At 43.3% G+C, this 14,741-nt stretch carries 14 protein-coding genes; 6 read left to right on the top strand and 8 right to left on the bottom strand.

Annotation, left to right across the window (positions count from 1 at the left end; genetic code table 11):
* Positions 1-72: 72 nt before the first annotated feature.
* Positions 73-720: a class GN sortase gene (locus ACSLUR_RS02750; RefSeq protein ID WP_448551580.1), complete on the bottom strand. Its 648-nt coding sequence runs from the start codon at positions 718-720 to the stop codon at positions 73-75.
* The gene (locus ACSLUR_RS02745; protein ID WP_448551578.1) at positions 717-3,152 is read right to left on the bottom strand and encodes a marine proteobacterial sortase target protein; all 2,436 of its coding nucleotides are present in this window, start codon (positions 3,150-3,152) and stop codon (positions 717-719) included. The genes ACSLUR_RS02750 and ACSLUR_RS02745 overlap by 4 nt, the downstream gene beginning before the upstream one ends.
* A gap of 224 nt (positions 3,153-3,376) precedes the next feature.
* Between ACSLUR_RS02745 and ACSLUR_RS02740 the strand changes: the two genes are divergently transcribed.
* Both ACSLUR_RS02740 and ACSLUR_RS02735 read left to right on the top strand, forming a co-directional pair.
* Positions 3,377-3,901 (top strand): GNAT family N-acetyltransferase, encoded by a 525-nt coding sequence (locus ACSLUR_RS02740; RefSeq protein WP_448551576.1) that lies wholly within the window; start codon positions 3,377-3,379, stop codon positions 3,899-3,901.
* A 110-nt stretch (positions 3,902-4,011) separates the two neighbouring features.
* Entirely contained in the window at positions 4,012-4,413 is a 402-nt protein-coding gene (locus ACSLUR_RS02735) for a VOC family protein (RefSeq protein ID WP_448551574.1), read from the top strand.
* 45 nt (positions 4,414-4,458) lie between these two features.
* Here ACSLUR_RS02735 and ACSLUR_RS02730 read toward each other — a convergent pair whose 3' ends face one another.
* From ACSLUR_RS02730 to ACSLUR_RS02710, 5 genes are all read right to left on the bottom strand, one after another.
* The gene (locus ACSLUR_RS02730; protein WP_448551572.1) at positions 4,459-5,925 is read right to left on the bottom strand and encodes an ATP-binding protein; all 1,467 of its coding nucleotides are present in this window, start codon (positions 5,923-5,925) and stop codon (positions 4,459-4,461) included.
* 86 nt (positions 5,926-6,011) lie between these two features.
* Entirely contained in the window at positions 6,012-6,761 is a 750-nt protein-coding gene (locus ACSLUR_RS02725; RefSeq protein ID WP_448551570.1) for a response regulator, read from the bottom strand.
* A 215-nt stretch (positions 6,762-6,976) separates the two neighbouring features.
* A complete protein-coding gene (locus ACSLUR_RS02720; RefSeq protein WP_448551568.1) occupies positions 6,977-7,702 on the bottom strand; it encodes a hypothetical protein in 726 nt (241 codons plus the stop codon).
* A gap of 201 nt (positions 7,703-7,903) precedes the next feature.
* Positions 7,904-8,425, bottom strand: a complete 522-nt coding sequence (locus tag ACSLUR_RS02715) for a DUF3019 domain-containing protein (protein ID WP_448551566.1) — start codon at positions 8,423-8,425, stop codon at positions 7,904-7,906.
* Positions 8,413-9,300, bottom strand: a complete 888-nt coding sequence (locus tag ACSLUR_RS02710) for a MipA/OmpV family protein (protein ID WP_448551564.1) — start codon at positions 9,298-9,300, stop codon at positions 8,413-8,415. Before ACSLUR_RS02710 ends, ACSLUR_RS02715 begins: the two co-directional genes overlap by 13 nt.
* Positions 9,301-9,660: 360 nt before the next feature.
* Here ACSLUR_RS02710 and ACSLUR_RS02705 point away from each other — a divergent pair, with 360 nt between their 5' ends.
* The 4 genes from ACSLUR_RS02705 (at position 9,661) to ACSLUR_RS02690 (ending at position 13,134) form a co-directional block, all read left to right on the top strand.
* The gene (locus ACSLUR_RS02705) at positions 9,661-10,101 is read left to right on the top strand and encodes an SRPBCC family protein (RefSeq protein ID WP_448551562.1); all 441 of its coding nucleotides are present in this window, start codon (positions 9,661-9,663) and stop codon (positions 10,099-10,101) included.
* A 309-nt stretch (positions 10,102-10,410) separates the two neighbouring features.
* Positions 10,411-10,788, top strand: a complete 378-nt coding sequence (locus ACSLUR_RS02700; protein WP_448551560.1) for a VOC family protein — start codon at positions 10,411-10,413, stop codon at positions 10,786-10,788.
* 37 nt (positions 10,789-10,825) lie between these two features.
* Positions 10,826-11,572 carry a DNA alkylation repair protein gene (locus tag ACSLUR_RS02695; RefSeq protein WP_448551558.1) on the top strand — a complete coding sequence of 249 codons (747 nt, stop codon included), beginning with the start codon at positions 10,826-10,828 and terminating at the stop codon, positions 11,570-11,572.
* A gap of 161 nt (positions 11,573-11,733) precedes the next feature.
* Positions 11,734-13,134 (top strand): transporter substrate-binding domain-containing diguanylate cyclase, encoded by a 1,401-nt coding sequence (locus tag ACSLUR_RS02690; protein ID WP_448551556.1) that lies wholly within the window; start codon positions 11,734-11,736, stop codon positions 13,132-13,134.
* A 128-nt stretch (positions 13,135-13,262) separates the two neighbouring features.
* Here ACSLUR_RS02690 and eno read toward each other — a convergent pair whose 3' ends face one another.
* Positions 13,263-14,555, bottom strand: a complete 1,293-nt coding sequence (gene eno, locus ACSLUR_RS02685) for a phosphopyruvate hydratase (RefSeq protein WP_448551553.1) — start codon at positions 14,553-14,555, stop codon at positions 13,263-13,265.
* Positions 14,556-14,741: the final 186 nt, after the last annotated feature.

The following is a 14,741-nucleotide window of genomic DNA, read 5'->3' as shown; positions in this document are numbered from 1 at the left end:
ACTGCTGCAAAAACAACCCTGAAAGTTCAACACGCCCTAGGTATCGAGCGTAAGTCGTTAATAACCAAAGGTCTATTTAACTGGTGGCTGGTAAACTGGCTGTTTGTAAACTGGTAATGCATAAACTATGAGTCGCTTCGACGCGGGTTCAACACTAGCTAACGGACTATCGCCCGTTAAACTAGTTAAGTTAGTTAAGTCACTAAAAGGATAACAAGTCACTAATACCAGCCCGCCCTGACTTGGCGCTATACTTAGCATCGCTGATTCTTCGACAATGTCACTGCCAAAAATTTGATAATACCGCTCTTGGCCATCAGCGGTGGTGAGTTTAATTTCGTCCCCGACTTTGATATTGGCGAGCAATCGAAAATGCGTATCTTGGTGGCCAGCAATAGCAATAGTTGACTCACTATCAACGCGATTGAAGGGCGCTATCATCCCCGCTGAAAATGCCAGCGAGGTAGCATCGGCATGATTTAGCACAACAATATCTTCTTCGAGCCGCAAAAAACTTAACTGTGCAGCCGCTGTTGTATCTGCCCAAGGCCAAGGCTTCAGCGATTGGCCCGTTTCGCGGTAATGTTGCCAACTAATGCTAATAAGCTCATGGGCGAGCCAAGACTTGGTTGGCAGCCACAGTGCATGCATCGCCATCACTGCGCCTAACACTAATAAGCTGCTACTTCCTAACACCAATCCCCTTTGCCAAGGTTTCATGTGCTTTGATCCTTGCTTAGCGTTCTCCCTTCCTTCGTTATAGCTAATGGCTTTACCCCGCTAAACCAATAAACGGCACATGCTGAAATCATCAATAACGCTGCTAACATTAGCTGCGACAACCAACCAAGTGATGTTTGTGGCATCATCAATTGCAAGCTTTCTTGCACTGCCAACCGACTATTAGCCAGCTTTTCACTGATATCAAGGCGCTTAGCTCGTGCTATTTTAACGGCGGCCTCTGGGTAGGCGACTGGCTTTTCTATCGCCAGCAAACTCGTGTATGGCGATAATATTTGGTAGGCAAGCGATGTTGTTGTGACTTCACTTTTTATTTGCTCTTTCGGATTGCCAGTGACTAAACCGTCCAGTAAGTCAGCAATTTTTCTGCGCGCCCAAAGCTTGGCTACACCTTTTTCATACACTCCTTTGCCGCTCTCCTCGTCACCAATGGCTTTCGCAAATTTAGAGTCAGCGAGTTTGCTTTCATCAATCACCACTGAACGATACCAATCACCTTGTGGCGTTTGCCCGGTGACTTCGAAACTGGTCAATGGTAGTGATGATTTTATCGCTACCTGCAAAGGCTGACCCGCATGTAAGTCTTTTAATCGTTTTGGATAAACATCAAGTGCTGCGTGAATAGCATTATTAAAAGACAGCTCTAGGTTGGTAACCTGCGGCTTGCTAATGGTGTCTAAAAGTTCGGTCATTTTATCTAGCACGTCTTGCTGGCGCTGAATAAACACATAGTGACCGCGACCAAATTGCGCGGCTTTTTTCATAAAATAGCCATTGGGTGCTGCGCCAATACCAATAGTATACAAACGATAATTTTGCGTACTATTCGAGAGCAGTTGCATCAGCTCAAATTCATTGGTGATTGCACCGTCAGTAATAAACACAATCTGGCGAAGGACATTTTCTCGCTGTTCATCTACTGCTTTGCTTCTCCTCATCACTAGTGCTTGACTCAGTGGCTGATACATTTCGGTGCCACCGTCAGCACGTAGGCCACTGACAAAATGTTTAGCTCGGGAAATATTTTCGCTAGTTGCCATTTGCGTTTGGCTAAACAAGCGCGACACGTTGCTATCAAAGGCCAAGATATTAAAGCTATCGGCAGGATTAAGTTGTTTTATCGCGTATTGCAGGCTCGCTTTGGCTTGTGCAATTGAGGCTCCTTGCATTGAGCCTGATGTGTCGATAATAAAAATCATATCGCGCGCTAGTTGATTCACTTCAGTGCTTACCTCGGATTCGTGAGAGTCCGATAGCGGATTTTCTAGAGATGAGTTAATTTGGGACTTAAGAGAAGAGTTAGGCGGGTAAAGGGTCAATAAGGTAAAGTGTTCCTCTCCTACTTGCTCATGATAGGTGGCTACTTGAACCGTTTCTGAGATCGCTAGTTGCCAGTTGATTTCAAAGCTGCGATCGGCTGATGCCTCGCCACTAGCGAGTTGAATGTTATATCGACCATAGTCAGAGGATACTACTGCTATTTGATGGCTAGCACTGCTAATTTTAGAAAGCTCAGCACCTGAATTTAACTGCACATTGATCGCAAGTTTACTATCTACCTTTTTATCACCATGAGTTGTATCAGACAAATGACGAACTAAACCGGATCCTAAGGTTCCAGACTCCAAAGCCCCACTTCGAGTGCGTATACGCGCATAGTTACTAACATCATTACTACTAACATCACTACTAAGATAGTTACGACTTCCTATAGTTTGCTCCGCAGCGACTTGTGTCCGCGTAGGTTGATATCGCTGCGTTATTGCACTGGGTAAACGCAACGAATACTGATTATTATGTATTGATACCGGCATCATTAAACGAATGGTAATTTCAACTTCGCTGCCTGCGGGAATATTCGCTAGCTCATTAGTAAACAAGTTTGGGCGATGTTGGTTCACTATGCTCGCCTTCTTCCCCGTCGCTTTCGCTTGGTTAAAAAGCCGCCTAGCTTGCGGCTTAGCCATAATAGTCCCTTTAATTTCACGCTCGCCAACACGCATATGTAAATAATGAACGGCACCATCTTCCGGCAATGGAAATTGATACTGACCATCAAGTGCAATGCCATGCGGATTGACAAAGACTTGCTTAAACTCAGCCATCGCGATTAAGCCATTTATTTCGACATCGATGCTGGTATCAACCGCACTAGCGAATCGCAACTTAGGGTCAGGATGATTAAACACTAACATTGGGCTCAGTAAATAAGGATTAGTTGCCCCATCATTACGTTGAACCTGAGATGCCATGGATTGACGCGTATAGAGTATGAGCAGCAATACCAAACAGCCCATCACAGCAATTATCAGAAATCGTCTAATTCGTTGATACCTGCGTTTTCGCCGCGCCTGTGCAAAGAAAAATGATTGCTGTGGTTGTAGGTAATCTCTTGTTTTATTGGTGAACACTGCCTTGTTGCTCCAGTAGGGAAAGCTTAAGTGCAAGTTCAACAAAAGATCTTGGGCATGAACTAACTAAAATCTGGCAATGTGGCGATAAACTATGGCCAAAATATGGCAATCAAAATTTGCCTAGTAAAAATAGTCATTTACACCCCAAATTTCTTCACTTTACCTTGAAGTAACTTTGCGAGTATTTTGATAGATTCAGGTGTAAAACTAACGGTAACTAGATGACAACAATTAGGAATTTAAGCCAAGCAGATGCGCTAGATGCAAAAGCTATCTGTGATATTTACAATCACTATATAGAAACCTCAACGGCAACTTTTGAAGAAACACCTATTTCGGCAGAAGAGATTAGCCATCGAATTGATAAGGTTTTAGCAGCCAAGTTGCCCTGGCTAGTCATTGAAAACGAACAACAGCAATTAATTGGCTACGCCTATGCTAGCAAGTGGCGAGAGCGCAGTGCTTACCGCTTTGCTGTTGAAGTGTCAGTTTACTTGTCGCCTCAGCACCTTGGACAAGGGCTAGGCGTAAAACTATATCGAGTTTTGTTTGAGCAGCTAAAAGCACTTGGCATACGCCATGCAATTGGCGGCATTACCTTACCTAACCCCGCCAGTGTGGGTCTGCATGAAAAACTGGGAATGACCCAAGCAGCGCAATTTAATAAGGTTGGACTGAAATTTGGGCAATGGTTAGATGTTGGTTATTGGCAAATTGATTTTCACGCCGAACCACCTCAAGAGTAATGTTAACAAGTAACTAAACTCATAGTAGTTAGCCCTTTGCAGGTAACCGATAGCTAAATAAAGCGAGTCAGCTATAATGCCGCGTTATTATTCCTAGCGAACTTGAATAAATGAGCAAAACAATACAACAAGACATTGCCACCATAGCCCTAGTTGTGGCTGATTATGACGATGCCATTGAGTTTTATACCCAAAAGCTTTCTTTTACTCTGGTTGAAGACACCGCAATGGGTGACGGCAAACGCTGGGTCGTGGTGAAGCCACAAAACACAACCGGCACCCACTTACTGCTTGCGAAAGCAAAGAACGATGAACAGCTCGCTGCAGTTGGTAATCAAGCGGGTGGACGAGTGATGCTATTTCTTAACACCAATGACTTTTGGCGAGACTACGAGCAAATGAAAGCGAACGGTGTTAATTTCCTCGAACAACCTCGTGAAGAAAGCTACGCTACCGTGGCGGTGTTTGAAGATCTTTATGGCAATAAGTGGGACCTGCTTGAACGCAAATAGTTACGCTTTAGTGTCATTAGCTATGTAAGAGTCAACATAGACTCGTTACTGCTTTGGCCAAGTCAATATAAAGCTCGCACCGCCAAGCGGCGCTTGATCGACTTCGACGCGTCCTTTATGTAACTCTACGTAGCGTTTTACGATGGCTAGCCCTAAGCCGATACCGCCAGATTTATGATCACATGTCTCTTCCAGCCTAACAAAGGGCTCAAATAAAGATTGCCTATCTGGCTCTGGAATCCCGGGGCCATTGTCTTGTACCGCAAGTTTCACCTGCTGCGCTGCTGGCTTTTGAAAATGCGTATTTCCCTCTTGGCTGCCGCTTTGACTTGCTTGTTGACTGCCATTTGAAATAGCAATATTAATGGTGGTTTTAGCATAACGCACGGCATTGCGAACTAAGTTATCGACCACCCGATTCATCGCTTCTTTGTCCGCCAAGCATGTCACTTCACTTAGTTCATTTGCATCTTGGTAGTTAATGCCATTTATTTGAAAAGTTAGCTCAGGTTCGGTTAACGCAAATCGATGGCATATGTCATAGGCTAAATTGACCAAATTAATAGATTTAAGCTCAAGCTGCGGTTCTTCACGGTCAAAACGCGCGTAAACTAATAGCTCATCAACCAAGGCGTCCAACTCTTCAATCGATTTATCCATGGTATCTATGTATTGATTGACCATGACTTTATCGTCTTCATCGCGAATAATTTCCATAGCAAAACGAATGCGGGCGATTGGCGTTCTTAGCTCATGAGAAACAGCATGCGATAGCTCTTGGTGCGATTTAATTAAACGCTGGATACGCGCCGCCATCGAATTAAAACGCAAAACAAGTTGTTCTAAAGGTTTTGCCACCTTAGTGCTGGCTCGTACACTAAAATCGCCCTGCCCGAAGATTGTTGCGGCTTTGGTAAGTGACATTAGGCCGCGAGAGATTGGCCACACCCAAATAAAAACCACCAATGCTAGGCCAATAAAAAATATCAAAGTATAAACAGCGTCGGTTTGCCCTGCGCTTTCTGTCAATATTGGCCCTAATGCAATAATATTGGCTGGCTCTGCTGGGGCGAACTTTATCGCTTCTGCGCTAATACGAGGGTTTGCTTGAGTCGGCGTTAAGGTTTTAAAAAACCAGCTTTCGCCAGCGATATCATCGTAAAGCGTAACAATGCCACCAAGGCTTAAATAGTCCAGCTGAGCTTGACTAAAAGGAGTTTGAACACGCTCAGCAATCGATGTTAGCTCAGCTAAATGCAGTAAAGAGACGGGATAACCAAATGAGGTGGTGATTGCCGTTAAATGTTGCTCGCGCGTTTGCGCAGGTTGGCGCTTGAGTTCGGTCTCCAGTAAGAAAAATGTTCCTTTGTGCAGCTCAAGATCTGACGTTAATTGGCGTTCAGCTACCACAGCCTTATTTAAGGTTGCGTTGTATAGTAGATCAATACTCCAACCTAGCCCGACCAAGGTTAAAATAAGAAACAGATAGAGCCGAATAAAAAGGTTTTTCATTACTGATGCTAAGTGAGTGCCTTTAAGTGAGTAGCATTAAGTGACTGCTGCGAAATGAGTGTTTATTGTAAACGAATAGGTGTCATTTATTGCCATGCATCAGCAACCAATAAGTAGCCTTTCTTCCACACCGTTTTAATCTTGCTCGGCTTGGTGGAGTTGTCACCCAGTTTCTTTCGCAGACGCGACACCAACATATCAACAGTGCGATCTAAGCCGTCGTAACCAAAGCCACGTAGGGTGTTAAGTAAATCGTCACGCGACAATATTTGATCGGCATTCGCCACAAATTGGTAAAGCAGCTCTAACTCGTTTGTGGTTAGTTCAATCGCTTCGTTGGCAAGAAATACTTCCTGCTTATTCTTGTTAACGGTTAAGGTGCCACACTTAATAATACCCGGTGCGATAGTTTGTGTCGCAACGGGAGCTGCAGCCTCCTCAGCTGCTACTTGATTAGCGATTTTTGCACCGCGGCGCAAGGTCGCATTTACCTTTGCCAGTAGCAATCTCGGCTTAACTGGCTTACAGATGTAATCATCAGCGCCAACTTCCAAGCCAACAATTTGATCAATATCATCTGTTCGCGCAGTTAGCATTAAGATCGGCGTATCAAGTTGTGGTCGAAGCTCTCGACATATATCTAGCCCATTTTTGCCAGGCAGCATTAAATCGAGAATGATCAAATCCGGTTTGGCGGCAAGAATTCGCTCAACCGCTTTATCACCTTGCCCTTCGACAGACACTTGGTAGCCTTGACGTTGAAAGTAATCTTGAACCAAGTCCGCTAAACTGGCGTCATCCTCAACTAAGAAGACATGCCCTTGATTAACTTCCATGTTTATCTTCCATCTGCTTACTTCCCTTGTGCTTACTTTTAATAAATGTACCTTCTATAAACTTCATTTTCATATTAGGCAGCTAACTCCCTTTTAATATACAACTCAGCATAATATTCAACGCTACGCCAGCAATTTGCGCGCTAAAAAGCGAGTTCATCATCTTGGCTTCAATGAATTACCAAAAACAAATGAACTCGCTCACTATCATACCGCTAAAAACGATAGGTGTAATACACGCCAGCGGTTTTTTCATAAATATCATCGGCCTTGTAACCATTGGCTTGTGCGTCAAAATTCGAGTAGGTCACAAGCACGCCAATATCAGACTGCTTTGATAAGGTGTAATTTAAGCCAAGTGAGCCTGCATGTGAATCATCTTCAACGAAGTCGTGCAAATCGCTATAGGTATATTGACCAAAGGCACTCAACTGACCATAAAGGCGCTGTTCAAATCCAACTGACAATGCAACCTCACCGCGATTATCGCGTTTGTCTTCTTGCCAATGAATATATTCGATGCCAAAAGTCAGTGCGGTATCTGAGCTAAATACATACTTACCCGACAAATCAAGACCAACCCCGTAAGAGTCGTCAGCGCCGATAACTTCTCGCCCGCCAGTTAAACCTAAACCTAGCGTCATCTCGAGCCCTGTTTTGTCTTGCCAGCGTTCCATAAATTGATAACGAATACCGCCAAATCCAACAGTAACATTATCAGTAACGCCGTAGCCAAACACAGGCAATGCGCGCCATTTATTGTCACCGTCAGTTTGTTCGCCAAAGAGCAATGCCCCACCGACGGCAATTTCACCATCAGCTAAGACTAATGGCCGTTCAACTAGATTACTTGGGCTTAATTGCTGAGCACTAACCGCCGCAGAGCTCAGTGCGAATACAAAACTAGATAAGATTACTGGTGTTGAGATTAACTTTTTCATCATCATTTCCCTTTGCTATTAAATGCATATTGATTAGTTCAATTGGTATGAGGGAAATCTTAAAGTTGAGATCTGTATGTTTCTTTAATTGAGATGTCGAGAAATGTCGCACACTTGTATAAATCAATGTTAGTTGTCAAAAAGTGTATGACTCTCATGTTAGCAAGTGAATTTTTTAGCTAAGTTGCTGCTGAGATGTGGCTAGAATATCCGTAAGAAACGACGACGACGTTTGGCACGAATGCGCTGTTCTAACGTACCGATGACATTGATATTTGCTTGCGCTATAGCATCACCTAGCAAGTTGGCAGATTGATAACTACGCAAGATATACGTAATAGGCTTATCTGATTCAAACATCATCACATGGCTGCCTGACCATTGGTTTTGCCAGCACTGCAACGGTTCTAATTCTTCTTGCTCATATAAACAATAGTGGCCAGCTTGTGGCATTTCCCATATTAATGCAGCTTTCATTGAACATAGGTATGTACCTGCAGCGAGCTCACAAACATTGGGACTCGCAATCAACATCGGCGACTTAGTGTGGCGAGCTTGATTAGCCTGTTCGCTTGATTGCTGGCTCAACGGTTCTGCTGGTGCAGAGTTGTTTTGAGCCTGAGCCTGCACCTGATTAATCGCAAGCATAGGTAATAACAAACCTATTGTTGCGGCTAACTTCACTAACAGTTGTCGATACGGCCTAACCATCAGAAAGTCCATAGCATGCCTACACTCAAGCTATAAACCGTATCACGGCCACTCACCAGTGGACTGTCACTAATATTGTCGCTAAACAGCGATACACTAGCCGCCGCAATAATTGACCAGTCATCATCCATTGGCCGTTCAACGTAGAGTCGTGCTCGACCAACCCATGCAGCACCAGGTCGATACTCAGGTCGAAAGCTTGTCGCCTCTTCGGCACTTACCCCGTAGTAATAGTCGGTGGCATTATCATCATAAACAGCAACACTGATGCCCGGTAAGAACATTGCGTGACGGGTAAAGTAAGGCCTTGATACATCAAGGCTGGCAACCGTACCGTGATGCCTTGATAATGCGTCATGTACAACGGCCATCCGCACATCAAATTTTCTAAAGATGCCAAAGTACTCAAAGCCAACTTCCGTTGAAGCTTTTCGTGTTTCAATACCATCGAGTAAATTACCGCGCTCTTGATCGTCTTCTGACAACTCAAAAAATAACGACTCGGCTATAACACTTACCTGCCGCGTTTCGCTTTGATAAAGAATATGCCCGATAGTAAACGGACGCCCTGATAAGGGAGCAACTTCAGCAAAAAAGTTATCTTTGTAGTAGCCACCAGAAATAACGGCATCAAGTTCTATAGTGTTGTGAAACTCATCAATGCTATCAATTAATGTATTGCGATAGGTGGTGACTAAACCAAGATCTAGCTCCCAATGTGACTCTGATGAGCTGGCTTCTTGCACAGAAGTTTCATTTACTGTCGATATTTGTACCGCTTGTTGCTCAACTGCAGAAGCCTGGTTAGTTTGACCAGCGACAAGGTGAGGATAACAAGCAACAAAAGCCAACCAAACCAACACTAGGTTATATAAATTTTTTTTCATTATTTTTCTGTTTTAAAGCCTGTGCCGATTTCAAAGGCGCTCGGTATATTATTGGTCAGCAAAGCAGTTACCATTACATAAGTGCGAGCTAAGTCTTTCATTTTGTTATTTTATAGACAAATCCAAGTGTACGATGTCATTACTTGGCATGCTAGCGATTTATTAATGCATTAAAAGTAGCAAGGCTAGCGTTAAGCCCCAAATAATTGATAAGTGATAAGTGATAAGTGATAAGTGAGCAGGCACAACTCGCTAAACCAATTCACTTCACGCTAGCAAAGGCCCTAGTTATTGGCGTGCTGGCAGAACACTCAGAATTGATTACACTTAATTTTAGGGCAGACAATCGAGCAAATAGCGATGGAGCAAAGCTTCACCTCCAGTTTTTATATCGCAGCCAAACCAGCAAGTATATACACTGCACTCACCTTGGATGTGTGTAAATGGTGGACTGAAAATGCCACTTGTGCCAGTAGAATTGGCGACTTGCTAAGTGTGTATTTTGAAAACAATACACATTGGGTGATGACAGTCGCAGAGGCCACGCCATGCCATTCTCTCGTTTGGCATGTTACCGAAGCTTTTCACGATTTACCTTCGCTTGACCAGAAAGATGAATGGCTTGGTACCAATATTATTTGGCACTTAGAAGAGCAAAAACACGGGACGAATGTCAGTCTAACACATAACGGTTTAGTGCCATCACTTAATTGCTATCGGGTTTGCCAATCGGGTTGGCAGCAATACTTATCAAGCCTGCAGGCTTATTTAGAATCGGGCCAAGGTAACCCTTATCACTGAAATACGATGCAGTAGCTTTATGTATGGTCTAGTGGATTTAAGACAATAGATTCCATATTAATCGTTTTTTTTCTGTTTAGTGTTAGCAACTCTATTATCACTTTTAACCTGATGCTGGTTTAGTCTGTCACTCTTACTCTCTTCCTTTTGCTATTGCCATTGCCATTGCCATTGCCATTGCCATTGCCATTGCCAGCAGTGCAATTGAGGTTTACACAGCCTCTTACAATTGCACCAGAATATTTTATTTTCAAATCCGACTAAAATTCATAGAGTAGAAATAAAAATAATAATTCAAGGACGCTAACATTGAACCTAAACCAAGTAACACTGCCAACCGTTGATATGGCTCAATCTACCGCTTTTTATCGCGCAATGGGATTTACTCAAATTGTTGATACAAATCACTACGCAAGATTTGAATGCCCAGACGGTGATGCTACCTTCTCACTATCACTTACCGAAAAGCTTAACTCAAACGAAAGCGTTATCTACTTTGAGTGTGAGGAACTTGATAACAAAGTGGATAGCTTGCTTAAGCAGGGCTTTACATTTGAACAATTGCCAACAGATCAACGATACCTATGGCGCGAAGCGATACTGAAAGACCCTAGTAACAACAAAATAAAGCTATATTGGGCTGGCGAAAATCGAAAAAACCCACCTTGGCGGGTAGAGCTAAAATAGCGAGAAAATAGTGAAAGCGTAAAAGAGTTAAGAGCTTATGCCAAAGCACATAAAACAAATACAATCAGCTGCTGCAGTGCTAGCTAGCCTTGATGCGATGGCCGACGCTAAAATTGCTGAACACTCAACGCGCTTTTTTAAAACAGCACTAGGGCAATATGGCGAGGGTGATAAGTTTCTTGGCATTCGCGTACCACAAATCCGAAAAATAGTAAGCCAATACAAAAGCCTCCCACTGAGTGAAGTTAACGTATTATTGTACAGTGAATATCACGAAGCCCGCTTGTGTGCATTACTGATACTCGTGAGCCGATTTAAACAAAAGCGCTCAAACGAGCATCAAGCGATATTCGATTTTTACTTAGAAAATTTAGATCAAGTTAACAATTGGGATTTAGTCGATAGCTCTGCCCACCCAATTGTTGGCGGCTATTTATATAGTAAAACGGCGAGTAAAGACCGCGCATTACTATATCAACTAGCAGACTCTGAGAACCTTTGGCATCGACGCGTCGCCATTATCGCTACATATCACTTTATTAAACGTGACGACTTCGCCGACGCACTAGCATTAAGCGAAATACTATTAACAGATAAACAAGACCTTATTCACAAAGCGGTTGGCTGGATGCTCAGAGAAATAGGCAAAAAAGACTATAACACTGAGTACAAATTTTTAGTCAAACACCATGTAAATATGCCAAGAACAATGCTGCGCTATGCGATTGAAAAATTTTCACCTGTCGTTAGAAAACAGTTTTTATCAGGCCAGTTAAGCACATAACAAAGGAAGTAATTTCAGGGGGCTTTGCAACTAAGTTGCAATGTTGTCACATTCACATTAGGTTTAATAAAGGCGTCAAGGACAGACAGTGAGTGAGCGAACCAAATTGACTACCAGACATTTGTACAGCAGTTGCCTGTAAATCGTTAAGGAAGTAACACTTGCCACAATTTATTCATAAAATTATCGGGTGTTGTTTGCTTTTGTTGGCTGCGCATGGAGCACAGGCTAGAACGCTGAACTATTGTGTTGACCCCAATTGGACACCCTATGAGTATCTAGAACAAGGTCAGCATGCTGGGCTATCGGCATTCTATTTTGAGAAAATAGCCAAGTTTGCCAACCTTGAGATAAAGCTCGTTCAAACTGAATCTTGGCAAGCGACGATTGAGGCCCTAACGAAAGGTGAGTGCGATCTCACACCATTTTTAAATTACTCCGACGCGAGAGCCGAGTATTTAATTTTCTCAGTCCCCTATTTCCAAGCCCCTAACGTGATATTTGCTCATTATCAACAAAAGCTGATTGGCGGCTTGGCCCAAGTTACCAATGAGCGTATTGGCGTTGTTAAAAGCTACCGCCTAGAAAGCTACCTCAACCGCTACTACCCCAATATTGAACAAGTGCCAGTGGCAAGTGAACTTGAAGGATTAAGAAAAGTTAATAACAAAGAAATCGATTTGTTTGTCAGCTCTTATTACGGCGCTAATTTTTTGATCCACCAGCATAATTTAGCCAATATTCGTATTATCGGTTTAGCCGATTTAAAAGATCAGTTACGTATTGGCTTACGGCATGAGCATAGCGACTTAATGCCAAAAATAAATCAAGCCATACTTAAGCTAAGTGAAGAAGACCACCGTCATGCATTTAGCTTACTTGAACCCGTTAAAGTAATCTCGCAAACCAATTACACCTTGGCTTGGCAAATTGGTGCCATCGGTGCACTTCTGGTGATGATGATGGGGCTCAGGTATTACTATTCGCTGCAACAAAAACACGCATTGGCGCAAAAGAACCAAGCACTTGAGCGCTTGCACCAAGCACTAGAAAAGAAAAACACCCAGCTGGAAGCGCTGGCCGTGACCGATCATTTAACGAAATTACATAATCGCAGTTACCTTAGCGACAAAATCGCGGAATGCATCAATCGTAAAAAACGTTACCAATCAGAATGCTGTTTGATCATGTGTGACGTCGATAACTTTAAAGCCTTTAATGATAATTTTGGTCATCAAGTGGGCGATGAGGTGCTCGTTGTACTCGCTAATACCATTCGAGGCTGTGCCCGTGAGACAGATTTTACTGCCCGCTGGGGCGGCGAAGAATTTGTGATTATTTGCCCAGAAACCAACTTAAATGATGGCTTAAGCTTGGCCAATCGTATTCGTCAGCAATTAACAATAGAAAGCGTTAAATTACCTTGTCCTGTCACTTGCAGTATCGGCATTGCCCAGCTTGGTAGCTTCGATACCCAAGAATCTTGGTTTGCCAGTGCCGATCAAGCACTTTACCTCGCTAAAGAAGCAGGTAAAGACAAAATAGAGGTAGCGATAAACTAGTACGCTAGAACGTATAGCATCTTAGTCAAGGTTGCGAACGCAGAAATGAGCGCTTCCGTCATAAAAAAACGCTGCATCAAGCAGCGTTTTTTTATTGTCAGCTAATAAAGGCTATCAGCGCCTAAAGGTTACTGACCTTTAACTTCTGACAATCCGTTGAATAATGCTTTATCGCCTAAGAACTCTTCAATGCGAAGCAATTGGTTGTACTTAGCAACGCGGTCAGAGCGACATAAAGAGCCAGTTTTGATTTGGCCAGCTGCTGTACCAACAGCAAGGTCGGCAATCGTGGCATCTTCAGTTTCACCTGAGCGATGCGAAATAACCGCGGTAAAACCAGCATCTTTCGCCATTTTAATCGCCGCTAAGGTTTCGGTTAGTGAGCCGATTTGATTGAATTTGATCAAGATAGAGTTACCAATACCTTGTTCAATGCCGCGCGCTAAAATCTTAGTGTTGGTTACGAATAAATCGTCACCTACTAGCTGAACTTTGTCACCAATTAGGTCGGTCAACACTTTCCAGCCATCCCAATCAGACTCGTCTAAGCCATCTTCGATTGACACGATTGGGTAACGAGAAGAAAGTTCAGCTAGGTATTTTGCAAACCCTTCAGAGTCAAACTGCTTACCTTCGCCAGCTAAATCGTAAACACCGTCTTTGTAGAATTCAGACGAAGCACAATCAAGCGCTAGGGTCACGTCTTTATTCATCTCGTAACCAGCATTTTTTACTGCTGTTTCAATCACTTTAAGCGCATCTTCGTTAGACGCTAAGTTAGGGGCAAAGCCACCTTCATCACCCACAGCAGTGTTTAAGCCTTGGCTTGAAAGCTCTTTCTTCAGTTGGTGGAAAATCTCCGCCCCCATGCGCAATGCTTCTTTAAAGCTAGGCGCACCAACAGGCTGTACCATAAATTCTTGAATATCGACGTTGTTGTCAGCATGCTCACCACCGTTAAGAATGTTCATCATAGGTAGTGGTAATGAGTATTGACCTGGAGTGCCATTCAAATCAGCAATGTGTTCGAATAACTGCACACCTTTTGCCATGGCTGCCGCTTTAGCCGTTGCTAGCGATACCGCCAAAATGGCATTGGCACCGAAGTTTTCTTTGTTTTCCGTGCCATCTAAGTCAATCATGATTTGATCAACATTTGCTTGCTCAAGCGCTGATTTACCAATTAATGCAGGGGCAATTTTGTCATTCACTGCAGCAACGGCATTTAATACACCTTTACCTAAATAACGTGATTTATCACCATCACGCAGTTCAAGAGCCTCACGCGAACCCGTTGATGCACCTGATGGCGCACAAGCGCGACCCCATGCGCCAGATTCTAAATAAACGTCGGCTTCAACCGTTGGGTTACCGCGAGAGTCCATCACTTCGCGTGCAATAATTTTTGCAATGTTTGACATGTTTGTTCCTCTACAGCTTTTGCTATGTTGAGCTTTGATAATTGTTAAACTTTGATAATTCGATAATGATAATTAATGCATGCTATCAACACGCATTTTATGCCGCTAATTTACCCCGAACGTTAACGACTTGCACGTCACGAAAATAAATAGCGACAATAAAAAAACCGTAGCTAAGCTACGGTT

Source organism: Thalassotalea montiporae (assembly GCF_053485855.1).
Note: the sequence above shows the minus strand (reverse complement) of the source record. Positions and strands in the feature narration are given on the sequence as shown.

What these genes read in the sequence shown, in the direction of transcription:
- ACSLUR_RS02750 (WP_448551580.1), bottom strand. Translation starts at nt 720, where the DNA reads ATGAAACCTTGGCAAAGGGGATTGGTGTTAGGAAGTAGCAGCTTATTA.
- ACSLUR_RS02740 (WP_448551576.1), top strand. Translation starts at nt 3,377, where the DNA reads ATGACAACAATTAGGAATTTAAGCCAAGCAGATGCGCTAGATGCAAAA.
- ACSLUR_RS02735 (WP_448551574.1), top strand. Translation starts at nt 4,012, where the DNA reads ATGAGCAAAACAATACAACAAGACATTGCCACCATAGCCCTAGTTGTG.
- ACSLUR_RS02730 (WP_448551572.1), bottom strand. Translation starts at nt 5,925, where the DNA reads ATGAAAAACCTTTTTATTCGGCTCTATCTGTTTCTTATTTTAACCTTG.
- ACSLUR_RS02725 (WP_448551570.1), bottom strand. Translation starts at nt 6,761, where the DNA reads ATGGAAGTTAATCAAGGGCATGTCTTCTTAGTTGAGGATGACGCCAGT.
- ACSLUR_RS02720 (WP_448551568.1), bottom strand. Translation starts at nt 7,702, where the DNA reads ATGAAAAAGTTAATCTCAACACCAGTAATCTTATCTAGTTTTGTATTC.
- ACSLUR_RS02715 (WP_448551566.1), bottom strand. Translation starts at nt 8,425, where the DNA reads ATGGACTTTCTGATGGTTAGGCCGTATCGACAACTGTTAGTGAAGTTA.
- ACSLUR_RS02710 (WP_448551564.1), bottom strand. Translation starts at nt 9,300, where the DNA reads ATGAAAAAAAATTTATATAACCTAGTGTTGGTTTGGTTGGCTTTTGTT.
- ACSLUR_RS02705 (WP_448551562.1), top strand. Translation starts at nt 9,661, where the DNA reads ATGGAGCAAAGCTTCACCTCCAGTTTTTATATCGCAGCCAAACCAGCA.
- ACSLUR_RS02695 (WP_448551558.1), top strand. Translation starts at nt 10,826, where the DNA reads ATGCCAAAGCACATAAAACAAATACAATCAGCTGCTGCAGTGCTAGCT.
- eno (WP_448551553.1), bottom strand. Translation starts at nt 14,555, where the DNA reads ATGTCAAACATTGCAAAAATTATTGCACGCGAAGTGATGGACTCTCGC.